Raw genomic sequence first — 19,054 nt, forward strand, 5'->3', positions numbered from 1 at the left:
CGGCAGACGGCCGCGCAGGCGGGGGAAGAGATCATGAAACAATTGCTCCATGGCTGAAGACACGCAGGGTACAGACACGCCCACCACCGCCCCCATCAATGTTCCGGACAAGCCCGCCCTTGAGGGGCTGGAAGACGCCCTCACCCGGCGCTGGCTTGACGAAGGGACCTACAAGTTCAACCCGGACACAACACGGGAGCAGGTCTACTCGATCGACACTCCCCCGCCCACTGCGTCGGGATCCCTGCACGTGGGACACATGTTCTCCTACACCCAGACCGACGTCCTGGCGCGCTACCAGCGCATGACCGGCAAGAACGTCTTCTACCCGATGGGCTGGGACGACAACGGCCTGCCCACCGAACGCCGCGTCCAGAACTACTACGGTGTGCGCTGCGATCCGGCCATCCATTACGACGCCGGCTACCGGCCGCCGGCAGAGCCCGCCAAGAACCAGCGCGACTTTGATGTCATCTCGCGCCGGAACTTCATCGAGCTGTGCGAGGAACTCGCCGTCGAGGATGAGAAGGTCTTCGAGAACCTCTTCCAGACGCTCGGCCTGTCCGTCGACTGGGACCTGACCTACCGGACCATCGACGACAAGTCCCGTGCCATCTCCCAGCGCGCCTTCCTGGCGAACCTCGCCGCCGGCGACGCCTACATGGCAGAAGCCCCCACGTTGTGGGACGTGACTTTCCGCACCGCGGTGGCCCAGGCCGAGCTCGAGGACCGCGAGGTTGCCGGCGCCTACTACCGTTACCCGTTCTTCACCGAGGACGGCGAGAAGCTCTACATCGAGACGACGCGCCCTGAGCTGCTGGCCGCGTGCGCCGCCCTGGTGGCAAACCCCGACGACGAACGGTACCAGCCGCTGTTCGGCAAGAAGGTCACCTCTCCCCTGTTCGGCGTCGAGGTGGAGGTGAAGGCGCACCACCTCGCCAAGGCGGACAAGGGCTCCGGCATCGCCATGGTCTGCACCTTCGGCGACCTCACCGACGTGACCTGGTGGCGCGAGCTGCAGCTGCCCACCCGCGCGATCGTGGGCCGCGACGGCCGCATCGTCGGCGAGACCCCGGACTGGATAACCACCGAGGAAGGCCGCGCGGCCTTTGCCGCGATCGCCGGCAAGACGGTGTTCAGCGCCAAGGAGGCTGTCGTCGAGCAGCTGACGGCCGCTGAACTCCTCGACGGTGAGCCCAAGAAGATCATGCACCCGGTCAACTTCTTCGAGAAGGGCGACAAGCCCCTCGAAGTGGTGACGTCGCGCCAGTGGTACATCCGCAACGGCGGCCGTGACGAGGACCGCCGCGAACGCCTGATCGGGCGCGGCAACGAGATCGAATTCCACCCGGCGTTCATGCGCTCCCGCTACGAAAACTGGATCTCAGGGCTGAACGGCGACTGGCTGGTGTCCCGCCAGCGCTTCTTCGGCGTGCCGGTGCCGGTCTGGTACCCGCTCGACGCCGACGGGAACCCGGACTACGACGCGCCGGTCCTGCCGACAGACGAACAGCTCCCCGTCGACCCGGCTGCCGACGCCGCTCCCGGATACGAGGAAGCCCAGCGCGACGTGCCGGGCGGCTTTACCGGTGATGCCGACGTCCTCGACACGTGGGCCACCTCCTCGCTGACGCCGCAGATCGTGGGCGGCTGGAGCACGGACGAGGCACTGTTCTCCAAGGTCTACCCGTTCGATGTTCGCCCGCAGGCCCACGACATCATCCGGACGTGGCTGTTCTCCACGGCCGTGCGTGCCGACGCGCTGCAGGACACGGCACCCTGGAAGCACGCAGCCATCTCCGGCTGGATCCTCGATCCGGACCGCAAGAAGATGTCCAAGTCCAAGGGCAACGTGATCGTCCCCACCGATGTCCTCGAGGAGTACGGCTCCGACGCGGTCCGCTACTGGGCGGCCTCGGCCAAGCTCGGCGCGGACACCGCCTACGAGATCGCGCAGATGAAGATCGGCCGTCGCCTGGCCATCAAGCTCCTCAACGCCTCGAAGTTCGTCCTGAACCTGGGCGCCACGGAAAACTCGGTGGTTTCCGCGGACCTGTCGGTGCTCACCAACCCTCTGGACCGTGCCGTGCTGGCTCAGCTGTCGGACGTCGTGGCCCAGGCCACCAAGGCGTTCGAAAACTACGACTACGCCCGTGCGCTGCAGATCAGCGAAAGCTTCTTCTGGCAGTTCACCGACGACTACGTGGAACTCATCAAGGACCGCGCCTACGGTGCGGCCGGCGAGCCCGAAAAGGCGTCCGTGCTGGCCGCCCTGGCCACCACGCTGGACACGTTGCTGCGGCTGTTCGCGCCGTTCCTGCCGTTCGCCACTGAAGAGGTCTGGAGCTGGTGGCGCAGCGGATCGGTGCACCGCGCCGAGTGGCCGGCCGCCCTTGAGGTCCCCGACGGCGACACCACCATGCTGGCGACCGTCGGAGTGGCGCTAAGCGGCATCCGCAAGGCCAAGTCCGAGGCGAAGGTCAAGCAGCGCACTGAAGTGCTGTCCGCCACCATCACCGCCACGGAATCAATCACCACGCAGCTGAAGGCAGGCCTTGCCGACCTTAAGGCCGCGTCCAATGCGCGCGAGCTGACGCTTGTGGCGGGCGAAGGCGAACTGACGGTCAGCGATGTTGTCCTGGCCCAGCCGGAGGACGCCCCGGGCGCCTAGCCGGCAGTTTCGGGCAAAAGGGAAGCCCCATCAGCGAGGAACGCTGGTGGGGCTTCTGTTTTCGGGCAAAGGGGAAGCCCCATCAGCGTTTTGCCGTTGGTGGGGCTTCGACTTTTTCGATTGTCTCGTGACGTCTGTGACAATCTGGCGGAATCCTCGGAATTTCAGGTCTTCCTACCTCGTCACTGGTAGCCAGCTTCTGACTTTGCCGAAGGCTGCGTCAGATGCGTGTCACTGAATCTTTGGTTTCCGTGTCCCTCTTCTTTCGAAGTGGGTAAGAACTATTGTTGTCCTCCCCCCGGGCATCCGCAAGGGTCCCGGGGGAATTACAGGACAGTAATTATGGTTGGCGGGACGTCAGTTGAATTCGGGACGCTCGGTGCGGCTTCGCTTGATCTCGAAGAAGTGCGGGTACGCGGCCAGGGTCACCGCGGCGTCCCAAAGACGGCCGGCTTCCTCGCCCCTGGGGATGCGCGTGAGCACCGGGCCGAAGAACGCCGTGCCGTTGAAGGCCACCACCGGCGTTCCCACATCCTGCCCCACGAGGGAGATGCCCTCTTCATGGCTGGCGCGCAGCTGCTCGTCAAAAGCGTCGGAGGAGGCCTCGGCCGCGAGCCCGGCCGGCAGGCCGCATTCGGCCAGGGCCTTGCTGATCACGACATCGAAATCCTGCTCGCCGGCGTCGTGGATCAGGCTTCCCATGGCGTCATAGAGCGGCTTGATGACCTGGTCACCATACTGCTCGCGAGCGGCGATGATGACGCGCACAGGACCCCAGCCCTTGTCCATCGCTTCGCGGTAGCCGGGATCGAGTTCCCGGCCTTCGTTCAGGACGGAGAGGCTCATGACGTGCCACTCGGTTTCAATGTCACGGACTTCCTCCACTTCGCCCACCCAGCGGGACGTGATCCAGGCGAAGGGGCACAGGGGGTCGAACCAAAAGTCGGCTTTGCTCGCAGTGGTTTCAGGCACGGAAATCTCCTCCGGAAAAGGCGTCAGGGCATGGCGCACTACGGCGCACATCTACCAAGAGCAAAGAACTAAGCGGATTTATTCCGCCGCTTCGCCACCACGTCGTGGGCGATCATGGTGGGCTGGGCCTTCTTCGCCACCACATCAGCCGTGATCACGACGCTCGCGATGTCATCTCGGCTCGGGAGGTCGAACATGACGGGAAGAAGCACTTCCTCCATGATGGCGCGGAGCCCGCGGGCACCGGTGCCCCGCTCCAGGGCCTGGTCCGCGATCATGTTCAGCGCTTCATCGTCAAACAGCAGCTCCACGCCATCCAGCTGGAACATCTTCTGGTACTGCTTCACCAGGGCGTTCTTCGGCGTGGACAGAATCTGGATCAGGGCTGCCCGGTCCAGGTTGGAGACCGTGGTGATGACGGGAAGCCGGCCGATGAATTCGGGGATCAGCCCGAACTTCAGCAGGTCCTCCGGCATGACCTCACCGTAGGAGTCGGAGTTGTTCTTGACTTCGTTCAGCGGAGCACCGAAACCGATGCCCTTGCGTCCGGACCGCGAGCCGATGATCTCTTCGAGGCCGGCGAAGGCCCCGGCAACAATGAAGAGCACGTTGGTGGTGTCGATCTGGATGAATTCCTGGTGCGGGTGTTTCCGGCCGCCCTGCGGGGGAACCGAGGCAACCGTGCCTTCCAGGATCTTCAGCAGCGCCTGCTGCACACCTTCGCCGGAGACATCCCGGGTGATGGAAGGGTTCTCGCTCTTCCGGGAGATCTTGTCGATCTCGTCGATGTAGATAATGCCTTGTTCGGCCTTCTTGACGTCATAGTCAGCGGCCTGGATGAGCTTCAGGAGAATGTTCTCGACGTCCTCGCCCACGTAGCCGGCTTCGGTCAGCGCCGTGGCATCCGCTACTGCGAACGGAACGTTGAGGCGGCGCGCCAGGGTCTGGGCCAGGTAGGTCTTGCCGCAGCCGGTTGGGCCGATCAGGAGGATGTTCGACTTGGCGATCTCGACGTCGTCGTGGTGAACGCCTTCGGCGAGGCTGCCGCTCTTGGGGGCGTGCCCTGCCTGGATCCGCTTGTAATGGTTGTACACAGCCACGGCGAGGGAGCGCTTGGCTGGTTCCTGGCCGATCACGTATTCCTGCAGGAAATCGAAGATTTCACGCGGCTTCGGCAGTTCGAAGCTGCCGAGGTCCGCTACTTCCGCGAGTTCCTCTTCAATGATCTCGTTGCAGAGCTCAATGCACTCGTCGCAGATATAGACGCCGGGCCCGGCAATGAGCTTGCGCACCTGCTTCTGGCTCTTTCCGCAGAAAGAGCACTTCAGCAGATCCGTGCTCTCGCCAATCCGAGCCATATGTGAACCCCTTAGTATCCTGCTGCTACCGCAGCACTGCACCGGTTGCTGGAATCACGGTGGGTCCGGAAGGTCCGGCCGTGACATGTTCCACTCTAGGTCACATTCGGCCTGAGGGGTGGAACCTTACGCGTTGAAAACGAAAGCCGGTGCGGTCCATTTTTCATGAACCGCACCGGCTCCGCGTGTCGTGCCAGTTATCTGGCGATCGCCTGCGGTTTGATCTTGCGGGAGTCAAGGACCTGGTCGATGAGTCCGTAGGACTGTGCCTCAGCGGCGGTCAGGATCTTGTCACGCTCGATGTCGTTGTTGACCTGCTCGGACGTGCGGCCCGAGTGCTTGGCAAGCGTGTCTTCGAGCCAGGAACGCATGCGCATGACTTCAGCAGCCTGGATCTCCAGGTCGGAAGCCTGGCCGCCCTGGCCGCCGGACAGGGCCGGCTGGTGGATCAGCACGCGCGCGTTGGGCAGTGCCAGCCGCTTGCCCGGTGTGCCGGCTGCGAGCAGGACGGCGGCGGCGCTGGCCGCCTGGCCCAGGCAGACGGTCTGGATCTCGGGACGGATGTACTGCATGGTGTCGTAGATGGCCGTCATGGCGGTAAACGAACCGCCCGGGGAGTTGATGTACAGCGTGATGTCGCGGTCCGGGTCGGTGGACTCAAGCACCAGCAACTGGGCCATAACGTCGTCAGCGGAAGCGTCGTCCACCTGGACACCCAGGAAGATGATCCGGTCCTCGAAGAGCTTCGTGTACGGGTCCTGACGCTTGAAGCCGTAGGGCGTGCGTTCCTCGAACTGCGGCAGCACATAGCGGCTGGTGGGCAGGTTCCCGGCAGTCGATCCGAAATTGTAGTTCATGTTCATTTCTCCTGGCATCATTTCTGTCTTCGCCGGTTACTTTTCCGAGCCGCTGGCGTTTTGCGTTCCGCCGCCGCCGGCCACAGATCCCGCGTGCGCGGCAATCTTGTCGAAGAAGCCGTACTCGAGGGCTTCAGGAGCCGTAAACCACTTGTCGCGGTCATTGTCCTTGAGGATGGTCTCCACGGTCTGGCCGGTCTGGTCTGCGGTCAGTTCGGCCATGACCTTCTTCATGTGGAGGATGAGTTCAGCCTGGATCTTGATGTCCGAGGCCGTGCCGCCGATGCCGCCGGAGGGCTGGTGCATCAGGATGCGCGCATTCGGGGTGGCGTAGCGCTTGCCCTTGGTGCCCGAAGAGAGCAGGAACTGGCCCATCGACGCGGCAAGGCCGGTGGCGACGGTTACGACGTCGTTCGGGATGAACTGCATGGTGTCGTAGATGGCCATACCGGCCGTCACGGAGCCGCCCGGCGAGTTGATGTAAAGGTAGATGTCCTTATCCGGGTTTTCCGCCGACAGCAGCAGCAACTGCGAGCAGATCGCGTTGGCGTTTTCATCGCGGACCTCGGAGCCGAGCCAGATGATTCGCTCTTTCAGCAGGCGGTTGTAGATGTAGTTGTCCTGGGCTGCCGGATCGACAGTAGCCATCCGGGGGGCCCCTGCTTGCTGTGACATATGTACTTACCTCTCGCTGGCGACGGTGGCGTCACGGGACGACGCCACTGAAAATCACTACTTGGACACTAACCGGTTTCGCGGCCGTTTTGTTCTCACGGATCGCGCTGTTCGCTGACGGCGCACGATTGGCGCAACGGCACCGGACAGCAGTACACCGCCGCCATTCCGGCTTAAACAATTCAGGACTTAAACGGGGGAAGCCCCCGGATCTGGGATCCGGGGGCTTCCGTGCAGCGTGGGTTAGAACTTCACTGCTGCGGGGTCATCATTCGGCGTGGCTTCCTCAGCGGAGGCTTCACCTTCAACGGCTTCGCTGTCAGCGGCCGGAGCTGCTTCAGCCTCAGCGGCTGCAGCTTCTTCGCCGCCGGGGCGCACGAAGTCGCTGAGGTCAACCTTGTTGCCCTCAGAGTCGGTGACCTCGGCCTGGCCCAGGACTACGGCCAGCGCCTTGCGGCGGCGGACCTCGGAAACCATCATGGGAACCTGGCCGGACTGGTCGATGATCTGGGCGAACTGGTTCGGGTCCATGCCGTACTGGCTGGCGGTGGTCACGATGTAGTCGATCAGCTCGTTCTGGCTGACGCCGACTTCTTCCTTGTCAGCGATGGCGTCGAGGATGATCTCGTTCTGGAAGGCACGCTCGGTGTTGGCCTTGACCTCCGCGCGGTGTTCTTCGGTGTCGTGCTCGCCCTCGCCGTGGGAGTTCTCGGCCTTGAAGTGCTGCTCCAGCTGCTCTTCGACGACCGACGCGGGGACGGGAACCTCAACGAGCTCAACAAGCTTGTCCAGGACCTTGTCACGTGCCTCGACGCCCTGCTCGACGACCTTCGATTCGGCAGCCTGCTTGGCGAGGTCCTCGCGCAGTTCGGCCAGCGTGTCGAATTCGGATGCCAGCTGGGCGAAGTCGTCGTCGGCCTCAGGAAGCTCGCGCTCCTTGACGGACTTGACCACTACCTTGACTTGGGCCGCTTCGCCGGCGTGGTCGCCGCCAACGAGGGTGGTCTCGAAGATGGCGTCCTCATCGGCGCTGAGGCCGGTGACGGCTTCGTCCAGGCCTTCCAGCATGGTGCCGGCGCCGACCTGGTAGGAGAGGCCGGAAGCGGAGTCAACTTCAGCGCCGTCGATCGAGGCGGTGATGTCGATGGTCAGGAAGTCAGAGTCGGCGGCCGGGCGGTCCACGGACTTCAGCGTGCCGAAGCGGCCGCGGAGCTCGTCGAGGGCCTTGTCAACGTCTGCTTCGGAAGACTCTGCAGCCGCAACCTCGACCTTGATGCCGGCGTAGTCCGGCAGTTCGATCTCGGGGCGGATGTCAACTTCAGCGTGGAACTTGAGTTCGCCGTCGGTCGCGGTGGGATCCGGGACCTCGGTGATTTCAACCTCGGGACGGCTCAGCGGGCGGATGCCGGTTTCCTGGACGGCTTCCTGGTACCAGCCGTTGAGGCCTTCGTTGATGGCGGTCTCCAGCACGTAGCCGCGGCCGACGCGCTGGTCGATCAGCTTCGCGGGGACCTTGCCCTTGCGGAAACCGGGGACCTGGATCTGCGAAGCAACAGTCTTGTATGCCTCTTCGATGCTGGGCTTCAATTCCTCAAAAGGGACCTCAACATTGAGCTTGACCCGCGTGGGGGTGAGGTTCTCGACAGCGCTCTTCACAGTCTAAGTACTCCTGGTTTTGTGGGATGGGGTTCTGCAAACGCAATGATCTGACAAGCTGCAGAGTCGGGGTGACAGGATTTGAACCTGCGACTTCCTGCTCCCAAAGCAGGCGCTCTAGCCAAGCTGAGCTACACCCCGTAAGTGCACAGAACAGTCTACGGTCATAACGGCCGGATATGCACATTTGACACCGGGGCACTGAATTAGGTTTAGTTGTATCCGGCTCGAGCAGCCGACCGGAAGAAATGCAGCGACACTGCATCTCCACGGGGACGTAGCTTAATGGTAAAGCCTCAGTCTTCCAAACTGATTACGCGGGTTCGATTCCCGTCGTCCCCTCCAGGACAAACGAAAAGCAGTACAAACGAAAAGCCCCTCTCCGGAGGGGCTTTTCGCTGTTCTAGGCGCCTTGCTGGCAGCCCGGGCACCAATAGAGCTTGCGTGCCGCTAGCTCCGTCAGCGCCACCGGGGTTCCGCAGTCGCGGCAGTCCAGGCCCTGCCGCCGGTAGACGAAGTGCGACTCCTCCGGCGCCGGAAGTCCGGCGACGGACTCCGTCCAGTAACCGGGAGGTGTCGTAATGATCCTGCCGTCACGGACGCCGTCGGACATCATGGCAACTGTGTCCTCCCAGAGTTCGCCGGCCGCGTCGGCGTCCAGCGCACGGCCGGGCAGCCAGGGATCCACTCCCTGGCGGAAGAGCAGTTCGGCGCGGTAGACGTTGCCGACACCGGCGATCACCTTCTGGTCCATCAGCAGGGACGCGAGGGGCGTCTTCCGTGCGCGCACTCCTGCGGCGAAGCCTTCCTTGTCCCCGGGAAGGTTCCGCAGCGGGTCCGGTCCCAGCCGGCCCAGGACTGCGTCGGCCTCCTCCTCCGTGATGGCGTGGCACGTCGTGGCGCCCCTGAGGTCCGCCCAGCCGTGGTCACCGGCAAGCCGGACGCGGACGGCACCGACGGGCGCGGGCGGGCCCGCGTACGGGGCAACACCGCCGGGGCTGCCGTCCAGGGCACTCTCGTCCGTCACGCCGTCGTCGAACACTTCCCGCTCCCCCACTTTGCGGGGCGCGCCGATGCTGGACGCGCCCCGGAACGTGGCGTCTCCGCCGAAGTCCCAGGCGCCGTAGAGGCCAAGGTGAACGTGCAGGACAAGCCCGTGGTCGAAATGCAGGAACAGGTGCTTGCCGTGGGCCACCGTGCCGACGAGGGTGCGCCCGTCCAGCAGTGCTGCTCCGTCGGCAAACCTGCCCTGCGGGCTGGAAACGGCCAGGCGCCGGCCGGAGAACACGTCCGCGAACTGGCGGGCCAGTCGGTGGACCGAATGCCCCTCAGGCACTAGGCGATAACCTCGCCGGTGTTTTCGTAGGCCGCGATCTTGCCGATGCGGCGGACGTGGCGTTCATCGTTGCTGAACGGTTCCTGCAGGAAGGCCTCGATGATTTCCGTTGCTTCGTCCACGCTGTGCTGGCGGCCGCCGACGGCGACGACGTTGGCGTCGTTGTGCTCGCGGGCCAGTGTTGCCGTGGACAGGTTCCAGGCCAGTGCGGCACGGACGCCCTTGACCTTGTTGGCGGCGATCTGCTCGCCGTTCCCCGAACCGCCGAGCACGATGCCCAGGGCGTGGACGCCGGCAGCCTGGTCCGCCACGACGGCGAGCGCGGCGTTGATGCAGAAGGACGGGTAGTCGTCCAGCGCATCGTATTCCTTGGGTCCGTGGTCCACTACGGTGTAGCCCTTGGCCGTGAGGTGGGCTACCAGGTGGGCGCTGAGCTCCATGCCTGCGTGGTCGGTGGCGATGTGGACGCGCGGAAAGTCGGAAGAAGTGGTCACGGCAGTGTCCGTTCAGTCATTAGCACCGGTAGGCTTCCGGGCTGCTTCGGGGGTCGGATCCAAGCGTACTAGGGTGCAGGCGCCGGCGGCCCGCCGTGAACACTCCGCGGACATCACGGCAGGGGCGGGCGCTTCTCGCCGCGGGCCCGGGCTGCCACCCGGGACAGGACGGCGGCCACCTTTTCGGCGGAAGCGGTGCTGCCGCCGCTGACCGCCACCTTCCGGCCGTCTGCACGGTTGACGACGACGGCGGGGCCGCTGCTGACCAGCATGGCGGTGGTCCCGCCGTGGTGGCGGTAGCCCCAGCCGCCGTAGTCTGCGGCGCGGACATCCGCCGGCGCCGCCGAGGAAATCGCCGATGCCGGAACTTCCATGACGGGGACAAATCCGGCGACGAAAACCCGCAACCCGCTGCGGTCAACGATGATCCGTGCGAAAAGGAAGGCCGCTGCCAGTACGGCAAGCACCACCAGGAGGGCGCCCAGCCACGGGACGGCAATGGCGATCAGCGCAGCAGGAAAGAGCGAGGCGATACCCAGCATCACAAACACCGAACTGCGCGCATGGACCCACAGCCGCACTGAATCCGCGGCAAGGTCGGGGTCCAGTTCTCGGTCCAGCGCCTCCTGCAACGCACGCTCATCATCCACCGACCAGCGCTCGTCGGCTTTGAAAACGAAGAACATAATGACGCCGAGGGGCAAGGCCGCCCCGCTCCCCAGGGCGAGAACGGACATGTCGACCCGTGCTTCGCGGACGTCGGCGATTCCTGCCTGGCCCACCAGCACTGCGGCCAGCACCGTGGTGACAAAAAGGCTGACGCTGAGTCCCGTGCCCATCATCAAACGCCGCATGACGGCGGGCCGGCCCAATGGAACGGCCTGCCCCAGGACGAGCCAGCCCACCAACACGATGATCAGGCCGCCGAACGCCACGAAGGCGGAGAACGGCGCGAAGCCGGCCGGACCGGCGTCGGACCAGCGCACCGCCATGGGGTCCGGGACGTCGGCGCGCAGCAGGAATGCGCAGACGACAAACGCGGAGGCCAGAAGCACCGGGAACACCGCGGCGAAGCGCAGCGCCCTGACGTCCACCGAATCCCTGAGCTTTCCCATACCTCAACGCTACTCCGCACCGGCGCTGCGTGATGCACCTAACTTGCCATCGCCCCTTGGAGTGAAAGAATGACTTCACAGTGCCGGTGATGACCGTTGCCGGCCGGTATCCGCAACCTTTTCTGGAGGCCACACCTTGCCAGGCATGAACCTGACGCGCGCAGAAGCCCGCGAGCGCGCCAACCTCATCTCAGTTGAGTCCTACGACGTCAGCCTGGACCTGACCCGGGGCGAAAATATCTTCGGGTCCACCACTGCCGTCAAGTTCAGCGCGCGGCCCGGGTCCTCCACCTTCATCGACGCGGTCACCCACAAGGTTCACAGCATCATGCTCAACGGCACCGAACTGGACCCCGCGGAGGTGTCGGACGGTGTCCGCATCCAGCTCCCGTACCTGGCTGCGGAAAACGATCTGCTGGTGGTTGCGGATGCGCCGTACATGAACACCGGTGAAGGACTCCACCGTTTCGTGGATCCGGTGGACAACGAGGTCTACCTGTATACGCAGTTCGAGGTGCCCGATTCGCGCCGGATGTTCGCAGTGTTCGAGCAGCCCGACCTCAAGGCCAGTTTCACGTTCACCGTGACAGCGCCGTCGCACTGGGACCTGGTGTCCAACTCCCCCACGCCCGTTCCCATCGAAACCATTCCCGGCGAGGACGGCGGGGCCCGTTCTGTCTGGGAGTTCGAAGCAACCCCGAGGCTGTCGTCGTACGTCACGGCGCTGGTCGCCGGCCCGTACCAGTCGGTGCGCAGCGAAGTGAAGTGCGCCGACGGCCGGGTCGTTCCGCTGGGCGTGTTCGCGCGCAAATCCCTCATGCAGTACCTTGACGCGGACAACATCTTCGAACTTACCCGGCAGGGATTCGAGTTCTTTGAGGCGCAGTTCGGCTGCCCCTATCCATTCGAGAAGTACGACCAGCTCTTCGTCCCCGAGTTCAATGCCGGCGCGATGGAAAACGCGGGCGCCGTCACCATCCTGGAAGGCTACGTGTTCCGCGGCAAAGTCACGGGAGCGCAGGTCGAACGCCGTGCCATCACCGTGCTGCACGAACTCGCACACATGTGGTTCGGCGACCTTGTCACGATGCGCTGGTGGAACGACCTGTGGCTCAACGAATCCTTTGCCGAGTACATGTCCCACCTCGCCGCGGTGGAGAACACCGAGTTCGACCACGCCTGGACCACCTTCGCCTCGGTGGAGAAGTCCTGGGCCTACCGCCAGGACCAGCTGCCGACAACCCATCCGATCTTCGCCGAGATCAACGACCTGCAGGACGTTGAGGTGAACTTCGACGGCATCACCTACGCCAAGGGCGCCTCGGTGCTGCGCCAGCTCGTTGCCTGGGTGGGCCCGGAACAGTTCATGTCCGGGGTCCGCGAATACTTCAGCAAGCACGCCTGGCAGAACACCGAGCTCAGCGACCTCATGGTGGAGCTGGAAAAAGCCAGCGGCCGTGACCTGGACCAGTGGGGGCGGCTGTGGCTGGAAACGGCCGGGGTCAACACCCTGACACCGGACGTGGCCGTGGATTCCGCCGGTACCATCACGTCCTTCGCCATCGTGCAGTCCGCGGTTGCCGAGCAGCCCACCATCCGGCCGCACCGCCTCGCCGTCGGCTTCTACAACGTCACCGACGGGCAGCTTGTCCGTGTGCACCGCGAGGAACTGGACGTCGACGGCGAGCGCACCGACGTGCCTGCCCTGGCCGGCCTGCAGCAGCCCGACCTGATCCTGCTCAATGATGACGATCTCGCCTACGCCAAGGTCCGGCTCGATCCGAAGTCGCTGGCCACCGCCAAGGCGCACCTGAAGGACTTCCGCGAGAGCCTGCCGCGGACGCTCGTCTGGGGCTCGGCCTGGGACGCGGCTCGCGACGGCGAAACACCGGCCCGCGGGTACGTTCAACTGATCCTTGCCAACATCGCCTCCGAATCCGATTCATCGGTGATCCTGGTCCAGCTCCGGCAGCTGGCCACAACGCTCAGCTTTTACGTCGCCGAAGAGCACCGCGAAGAGGCGTCAGTGGCCGCGGCGGACACGCTGTGGGACCTCGCCGGCGCGGTTCCGGCGGGATCGGACTCCCAGCTGCAGTTCGTGAAGTCCTTTGCCCTGCTGGCCCGCAGCGAAGGCCAGCTGGATAAGGTCTCAGCCCTGCTCGACGGTTCGGAGTCCCTGGCCGGCCTCACCGTGGACCAGGACCTCAGGTGGGAACTGCTCGCGTCGCTGGTGGCCGGCGGCCGGTCCGGCCAGGAGCAGATCGACGCCGAACTCAAGCGGGACAACACCGCCAACGGCCAGAACGCCGCCGCCCTTGCCAAGGCAGCCATCCCCACGGCGGAGGCCAAGGCTGCGGCCTGGGAGTCCATCGTGGTGAAGGGCGAGCTCTCCAACGCCCTCCAGGCGTCCGCAGTGGCAGGTTTCACCCGGGTGCTGGACCCGGCGCTGCTGGCGCCCTACACGGAGAAGTATTTCGACGCCGTTCCCGGCATCGTCGCCAACCGCACCCACGCCCTCGCCCAGCAGATCGTCGTCGGGCTGTACCCGGCACAGCAGACCACGCAGGCCACCGTGGACCGGACGGACGAATTCCTGGCGACGCTGCCTGGCGACAGTGCCGCCCTGCGGCGCATGATGCTGGAAAACCGCGACGGCGTGGCGCGCGCACTGCGCGCCCGCCAGGCTGACATCGGGTAGGGCCGGTGAGATGAGCCTCGATGAGCACCGCTACGCCGTGACCGTCCGCTGGACCGGGAACCGGGGAGACGGAACGTCCACGTACCGGGGGTACTCCCGGGATCACGACATCGAAATCCCCGGGCTTTCCGTCCTCAAAGGTTCCGCGGATCCGACGTTCCACGGGGACAAGACGCGGTACAACCCCGAACAGCTGCTGCTGACCGCCCTGTCCCAGTGCCACATGCTCTCCTTCCTGCACGTGGCGGTGAAGCACGGCGTGGTGGTGACGGCCTACGAGGACCGCGCGGAAGCGCTGATGCGGACCAACCGCGACGGCAGCGGCCAGTTCGAATCCGCCACGCTGCGGCCCGAGGTGACCGTTGCCGCCGCCGTGGACGCCGCCCTCATGGAGCAGCTGCACGAGGAGGCGAACAAGGTCTGCTTCATTGCCCGGAGCGTGAACTTTCCCGTGCTGCACGAACCCGCTGTCCGGGTGCAGGACGCCTAGCTACGGGCCGGGCCTTGTTCGCGCAGGAATTCACCCACGAGCCGCCGCTCGGTTTCGGCACTGAGTCCGGCCTTCCGGTCCCTGTCGAGGCCGCGGCAGCGTTCGTCGTCGAGCGTGTCCCGGAGCGTGTCCTGCCACGGGCGCAGCCTGAGCCCGGCCGCCAGGGCGGCGTCATTGGAGCGCGCGGCAAACCCGTCATGTCCTGGCGGGAGGCAGAGGGGCAGTGAATCCGGGCCCGCCCAGTAGCCGATCCCCCGTGCCACCAGCCAGGCTTCCGGGACCACCAGCGCCCGGCCGGCGTACTTGCCTTGCCACTGTGCTTGCCCCAGGTAGTCATCGAACCCGACAACGCTTCCCACCGCGTTCAGGGCACCGGTAATTCCCCGTCCGGCGGCTGTGAGCACCCATGCGGCGAGGTCGCGGACGTCGATGACCTGGGTGGCACCCGGGCCGGTGTCCGGAACAATGACGGGCTCCGCGTCGCGGGAGAACCGGGCCGGCCAGTAGCCGTAGCGGTCGGACCCGTCGCCGGGACCGCCGATCAGGCCGGCCCGGCAGAGGTGGGCCTTTCCGCCGGCAATGGAGGTGGCGTACTGTTCGATTGCCGATTTCGCCTCGCCGTAGTTCTCCGGTGTGAAGGCAGTGCCCGGTGCGAGCGGACGTAACAAAGCTGCGCCCTCGTCCGCTCCGGGCACCGAATGGTCGGCGTACACCGAGCAGCTGGACACCACGGTCCAGTGCGCTGCCAGGGGCGCCAGCGCCTCGAGCGCGTCCCTGGCCTGCTCCGGGTCACGGGCCACATCAACGACTGCGTCCCACTCTCGTTCCGCGTCGCCATAGGCCCGGCGCCCGGCGCTGCGGTCCGCCCGCAACCAGGTGGTTCCCTCCGGCGGAGGGGCCGCCGACCCGCGGGCAAGGCACGTCACGTCGTGGCCGGCGGCGGCTGCCTGCCGGGCAATTTCTGCTGACAGGAAGGCGGTGCCGCCAAGAACCAGGATGCGCATGCAGCCACGCTACGGCGCTAGTGTTGAAGGTGAACAGAGTGTTATGCGCCCGGCGAACGAGAACGCCCGGCAGCTCCGGCGGAAGCCGATAAGCAATAAGGAGCATCCCTGCCGATGTACAGCATGTTGTCGATCACCACGCCCGCCGCACCGGACATCTCCGGCATCAACGCCGCCGGAATCGTGATCAGCATCGGAGTTGGCGTCACGATCTGGCTGGTCGCTTCCTTCGTGATTGCCGGAATCACGAAAAGCGTTGCCGCCGGCACCACGTTCTTCAAGAAACCGCACTTCCGCTGGGTGGCCCCTGCCCTGCGCGCCCTGGACCACGAACGCAGGGTCCAGCGGGCCAAGACCATCGGATCGCTGCTGAACAGCGTGGCAGGTGTGCTCATCGCGGTGATCACCATCATGTACGTGCTCAAGAACCTGGACGTGGATATCGCGCCGCTCCTGACCAGCGTGGGCATCCTGGGTGTCGCCATCGGCTTCGGCGCGCAGCAGCTCATCCGCGACTTCCTGGCCGGCATCTTCATCACGATCGAGGACCAGTACGGCATCGGCGATGTCATTGAGACCAGCGAAGTGGTGGGCACGGTGGAGTCCATGGGGCTCCGCATCACCCGGGTCCGCTCGGACGACGGCGCCATCTGGTACCTGCGCAACGGTGAGATCCTCCGGGTGGGCAACCGCTCCCAGGGAACCTACGTGGCACCGGCGGACGACTCCGCCGAGGAGTCCGACCCCGAATCCGCACCCCAGCAGAAGGCCGGAGAATAGAACCATGACGATTCCGAGCGCCGGCGAACCCCGCCAGCCACAGCAGCTGATGCAGAACGATCCCTTCACGCAGCCCGGGTACACGGACAACTTCTATGACGCCGTGGGCGGGCACGAGACCTTCGTGAAGCTCATCGACGTCTTTTACGACGGCGTGGCCACAGACCCGCTGCTGCGGCCGATGTATCCGGAAGAGGACCTGGAACCGGCCAAGCGGCGTTTCCTGATGTTCCTCGAGCAGTACTGGGGAGGACCCACGACCTATGGGGAGGAGCGCGGACATCCCCGCCTGCGCATGCGCCACATGCCGTTCCGCGTCACGCCCGAGGCGAAGGACCGGTGGCTGCACCACATGCGCACGGCAGTGGACGCGCTGGAACTGCCGCCGCTTTACGAGGGCACCCTCTGGGACTACATGGAGCGCGCTGCGCTGTCCATGGTGAACAGCCCCTCGGACGCCTGAGAACGCCCGCGCGTCCAAGGCGCAGTCAGCGCCGCTTCCGCCGGGTCGCGACTGCGGCGCGCGCGTTGCCGCCAAGGTGCACCAGCAGGGCGATCAGGAGAAACGCCACGAGGACCTGCGCCGTCGTCATCAGCGCGGCCGGCCAGCCGCCCTCGAGTGTCGGATCAAGGAAGTCGTAGACGTACCAGCCATCGATCCCGCCGCGAATCCAGGAGTAGATGAGGAAGGCGGACGGGTAGCTGAGCCAGGCGAGCGGCCGCGACCACTTTCCGTGGACCGTCTTCGTGACCAGAAGCCAGTCGAGAGCGATGAACAGCGGAGCCAGGCGGTGGTGTCCCAGCTGGGGCCAGTACATGTCCCAGCTCCACCACGGCTCGTCCGGCGGCGCGACGAGGACTGCGTAGATGATGCCTGTCATCACCAGATAGAACGTGAGTGCGCCCAGCAGGTGGTCCCACCACTCCGGCAGCCGGGCCCGGGTCCGGGCGGCGGAAACGACCAGGACCAACCCCAGGACGAGGTTCGACTGGACGGTGAATTCCGAGTAGAGCTGGCCGATGTCCACATCGCTGCCCGGAAGGGTTGCGTCGTACGTCTTCTGCACAAGGGCCACCAGGACGAAGACGCCGACCGCAAAGCGGAGCAGGCGGACCCAGCCGCGGTCGGGATGCAGCGCATCGTTGAAGCCCGGGTGGCGCTCAATCGGGGGAACCAGAATAGCCACATCGCTCATGCGCTCAGCCTGTCAGGCCGTCAGGCTGGCGGCTAGGAGCTAAAGTCCCGACCCCGTGCGCGCCAGGACATGTCCGCGGGGTCCGCTGAGCCGGAACCAGCGTCCCCCCCGGTAGAGCTGCTGTTCGCCGTCGCCGAGGAAGCCCAGGGTGAGGGCCGCGAACGCAGCGCCCAGCGGGAGCCCCGAAGCGCCGGGGAGTTCCCGGCCCCAGACTGTGGCCCGGGCGTTGTTGACGATCAGCGCACCGGGCTTGTCCGGGATGATGGCGGCGATCTCCGTGATGCCGGCTTCTGCGGCCTGGCGCAGCGCACTGTCGGGCAGGGCGGCGACGGGCTCCCAGCCGGTGCGGGGCGCACCGACGCCGGCCCACGATTCGGTGACGGTCATTGGCGGCAGCGGCAGTTCGACGTCGTTCTCCCCTGCCCGGGCAAGCCGGTCCAGCACCGCCGAAATCGGGACGGTGACGTCGGTGTCCGCGGGCTGTGCTAGGGCCATGGTCCGCAGCCCGAGGATGGTCGGCGTCGCCTCGCCCAGCAGCCTGGGCCGCAGCACGCACACGTACGCGGCAAGCACCGGGCCGGAGGCCTGGAGGCGGATGGCGCCGTCGTCGATCGACCTGGCGCGGGTGGCAAAGGTGCGCAGATCGGCAAGGTCGCGGGGATCGGTGAACTGCAGGGGCTGGGTTAGGACGTCAGACACAATATCGACTCTACCGGCTGCGCCTCTTTGGGACGGCGCCGGAGTGACGTCTAAAGTCGAACCATGACTGAAGCCGACGCCGGACTGCAGGGGCCACCGATCCAGGACCCCACCTCCTCGCTCATTGAACTTTTGGACCTCGGCGAGCTTGAGGGTGCCAGGACCGATGAGGACATCTTCATGGGACCGTCCCAGCGGCAGCCCCGGCAGCGGGTCTTTGGCGGCCAGGTCCTGGCGCAATCGCTCATCGCCGCAAACCGGACGGTCGATGCGGCGCGCAGCGTGCATTCCATGCATGGATATTTCCTGCGGCCGGGTGACGCCAACAAGCCCATCACGTTCGGCGTCCAGCGGCTGCGGGATGGACGGTCATTCTCGGCCCGCAGGGTCCACGCGTACCAGGACGGAATGCCTATCCTGTCCATGATTGCCTCCTTCCAGGAGGAGGACGAGGGAATCGACCACCAGTCCACCATGCCCGAGGGCATACCCGATCCCGATTCGCTGCCCAGCACGGCGGACCTCCTGGGCAAGTTCGACCACCCCGTGGCCCGGCACTGGGCGTACGAGCGTCCCTTCGATATCCGGCACGTGGATCCGCCGCTGTACGTTTCGGCCAACGGTGAGAGGGAAGCCCGGAATGCCGTCTGGATGAAGACCTTCGGGCCGATGCCCGACGACGCCAACACGCACCGGGCGGCCCTCGCCTACGCCAGCGACTACACGCTGCTGGAGTCCATCCTCCGGAAACACGGACTCAGCTGGATCACGCCCGGCATGAGCGTCGCAAGCCTTGACCACGCCATGTGGTGGCACCGGCCCGTGCGCGTCGATGAATGGCTGTTGTATGTGCAGGAATCCCCGAGCGCCCAGGGGGCCCGCGGCCTGGCCACTGGCAAGATTTTCAGCCGGGACGGGCAGCATGTGGCGACAGTGGCCCAGGAGGGCATGGTCCGGGTGCCGACCGACCTCAAGAACAAAGTGGTTGGAGCCTTCCAGACGAAAGTCCTCCAGCACCAGATGCGCAAAGCCGGGAAGGACTAAACCGGGCAG

At 65.4% G+C, this 19,054-nt stretch carries 17 protein-coding genes and 2 tRNA genes; 7 read left to right on the forward strand and 12 right to left on the reverse strand.

Translation table 11 applies throughout. The annotated features are described in order from the left end of the window. The first annotated feature begins 49 nt into the window (after positions 1 to 49). Positions 50 to 2,671 (forward strand): valine--tRNA ligase, encoded by a 2,622-nt coding sequence (valS, locus tag Q8Z05_RS20140; protein ID WP_305941301.1) that lies wholly within the window; start codon positions 50 to 52, stop codon positions 2,669 to 2,671. Between the two features lie 357 nt (positions 2,672 to 3,028). Here the strand turns inward: valS and Q8Z05_RS20145 are convergent, their stop codons facing one another. The 6 genes from Q8Z05_RS20145 to Q8Z05_RS20170 form a co-directional block, all read right to left on the reverse strand. Beyond that, positions 3,029 to 3,643 (reverse strand): mycothiol-dependent nitroreductase Rv2466c family protein, encoded by a 615-nt coding sequence (locus Q8Z05_RS20145; protein WP_305941302.1) that lies wholly within the window; start codon positions 3,641 to 3,643, stop codon positions 3,029 to 3,031. Positions 3,644 to 3,711: 68 nt separating this feature from the next. Then, positions 3,712 to 5,001, reverse strand: coding sequence for an ATP-dependent Clp protease ATP-binding subunit ClpX (gene clpX, locus Q8Z05_RS20150; RefSeq protein ID WP_305941303.1), 1,290 nt, complete (start codon positions 4,999 to 5,001; stop codon positions 3,712 to 3,714). Positions 5,002 to 5,198: 197 nt separating this feature from the next. Then, positions 5,199 to 5,858, reverse strand: coding sequence for an ATP-dependent Clp protease proteolytic subunit (locus tag Q8Z05_RS20155; RefSeq protein WP_305941304.1), 660 nt, complete (start codon positions 5,856 to 5,858; stop codon positions 5,199 to 5,201). Between the two features lie 36 nt (positions 5,859 to 5,894). Then, positions 5,895 to 6,506: an ATP-dependent Clp protease proteolytic subunit gene (locus Q8Z05_RS20160; protein WP_011692247.1), complete on the reverse strand. Its 612-nt coding sequence runs from the start codon at positions 6,504 to 6,506 to the stop codon at positions 5,895 to 5,897. A gap of 270 nt (positions 6,507 to 6,776) precedes the next feature. Further along, positions 6,777 to 8,189 carry a trigger factor gene (gene tig, locus Q8Z05_RS20165; protein WP_305941305.1) on the reverse strand — a complete coding sequence of 471 codons (1,413 nt, stop codon included), beginning with the start codon at positions 8,187 to 8,189 and terminating at the stop codon, positions 6,777 to 6,779. A 66-nt stretch (positions 8,190 to 8,255) separates the two neighbouring features. Then, positions 8,256 to 8,330, reverse strand: a tRNA-Pro gene (locus tag Q8Z05_RS20170). Positions 8,331 to 8,460: 130 nt separating this feature from the next. Here Q8Z05_RS20170 and Q8Z05_RS20175 point away from each other — a divergent pair. Further along, positions 8,461 to 8,534: transfer RNA gene (locus tag Q8Z05_RS20175), tRNA-Gly, on the forward strand. A 58-nt stretch (positions 8,535 to 8,592) separates the two neighbouring features. On the opposite strand, the gene Q8Z05_RS20180 is transcribed toward Q8Z05_RS20175, so the two are convergent. From Q8Z05_RS20180 to Q8Z05_RS20190, 3 genes are all read right to left on the reverse strand, one after another. Further along, complete coding sequence (locus tag Q8Z05_RS20180; RefSeq protein ID WP_305941306.1) at positions 8,593 to 9,525, reverse strand: Fpg/Nei family DNA glycosylase; 933 nt, start codon at positions 9,523 to 9,525, stop codon at positions 8,593 to 8,595. Further along, positions 9,525 to 10,019: a ribose-5-phosphate isomerase gene (locus Q8Z05_RS20185; RefSeq protein ID WP_305941307.1), complete on the reverse strand. Its 495-nt coding sequence runs from the start codon at positions 10,017 to 10,019 to the stop codon at positions 9,525 to 9,527. The genes Q8Z05_RS20180 and Q8Z05_RS20185 overlap by 1 nt, the downstream gene beginning before the upstream one ends. 113 nt (positions 10,020 to 10,132) lie before the next feature. Continuing rightward, positions 10,133 to 11,134 carry a hypothetical protein gene (locus tag Q8Z05_RS20190; protein WP_305941308.1) on the reverse strand — a complete coding sequence of 334 codons (1,002 nt, stop codon included), beginning with the start codon at positions 11,132 to 11,134 and terminating at the stop codon, positions 10,133 to 10,135. 145 nt (positions 11,135 to 11,279) lie between these two features. Between Q8Z05_RS20190 and pepN the strand changes: the two genes are divergently transcribed. Beyond that, a complete protein-coding gene (gene pepN, locus Q8Z05_RS20195) occupies positions 11,280 to 13,832 on the forward strand; it encodes an aminopeptidase N (protein ID WP_305941309.1) in 2,553 nt (850 codons plus the stop codon). A 10-nt stretch (positions 13,833 to 13,842) separates the two neighbouring features. Continuing rightward, complete coding sequence (locus Q8Z05_RS20200; RefSeq protein WP_305941310.1) at positions 13,843 to 14,322, forward strand: OsmC family protein; 480 nt, start codon at positions 13,843 to 13,845, stop codon at positions 14,320 to 14,322. On the opposite strand, the gene Q8Z05_RS20205 is transcribed toward Q8Z05_RS20200, so the two are convergent. Continuing rightward, a complete protein-coding gene (locus Q8Z05_RS20205; protein ID WP_305941311.1) occupies positions 14,319 to 15,326 on the reverse strand; it encodes an NAD-dependent epimerase/dehydratase family protein in 1,008 nt (335 codons plus the stop codon). The two genes, Q8Z05_RS20200 and Q8Z05_RS20205, sit on opposite strands and share 4 nt — an antisense overlap. A 114-nt stretch (positions 15,327 to 15,440) precedes the next feature. On the opposite strand from Q8Z05_RS20205, the gene Q8Z05_RS20210 reads away from it, so the two are divergent. Together Q8Z05_RS20210 and Q8Z05_RS20215 are read left to right on the forward strand one after the other, a co-directional pair. Beyond that, entirely contained in the window at positions 15,441 to 16,106 is a 666-nt protein-coding gene (locus tag Q8Z05_RS20210) for a mechanosensitive ion channel family protein (RefSeq protein WP_305941312.1), read from the forward strand. 4 nt (positions 16,107 to 16,110) lie between these two features. After that, the gene (locus Q8Z05_RS20215; protein ID WP_305941313.1) at positions 16,111 to 16,569 is read left to right on the forward strand and encodes a globin; all 459 of its coding nucleotides are present in this window, start codon (positions 16,111 to 16,113) and stop codon (positions 16,567 to 16,569) included. A gap of 25 nt (positions 16,570 to 16,594) precedes the next feature. Here the strand turns inward: Q8Z05_RS20215 and Q8Z05_RS20220 are convergent, their stop codons facing one another. Together Q8Z05_RS20220 and Q8Z05_RS20225 are read right to left on the reverse strand one after the other, a co-directional pair. Further along, on the reverse strand, positions 16,595 to 17,302 hold the full coding sequence (locus Q8Z05_RS20220) for a Pr6Pr family membrane protein (RefSeq protein WP_305941314.1): 708 nt from the start codon (positions 17,300 to 17,302) through the stop codon (positions 16,595 to 16,597). 39 nt (positions 17,303 to 17,341) lie between these two features. Then, positions 17,342 to 18,001 carry a hypothetical protein gene (locus tag Q8Z05_RS20225; RefSeq protein WP_305941315.1) on the reverse strand — a complete coding sequence of 220 codons (660 nt, stop codon included), beginning with the start codon at positions 17,999 to 18,001 and terminating at the stop codon, positions 17,342 to 17,344. A gap of 63 nt (positions 18,002 to 18,064) precedes the next feature. Here Q8Z05_RS20225 and Q8Z05_RS20230 point away from each other — a divergent pair, with 63 nt between their 5' ends. Beyond that, on the forward strand, positions 18,065 to 19,045 hold the full coding sequence (locus tag Q8Z05_RS20230; protein ID WP_305941316.1) for an acyl-CoA thioesterase: 981 nt from the start codon (positions 18,065 to 18,067) through the stop codon (positions 19,043 to 19,045). Positions 19,046 to 19,054 lie beyond the last annotated feature (9 nt).

The organism is Arthrobacter oryzae, from assembly GCF_030718995.1.
GTDB lineage: Bacteria > Actinomycetota > Actinomycetes > Actinomycetales > Micrococcaceae > Arthrobacter > Arthrobacter oryzae_C.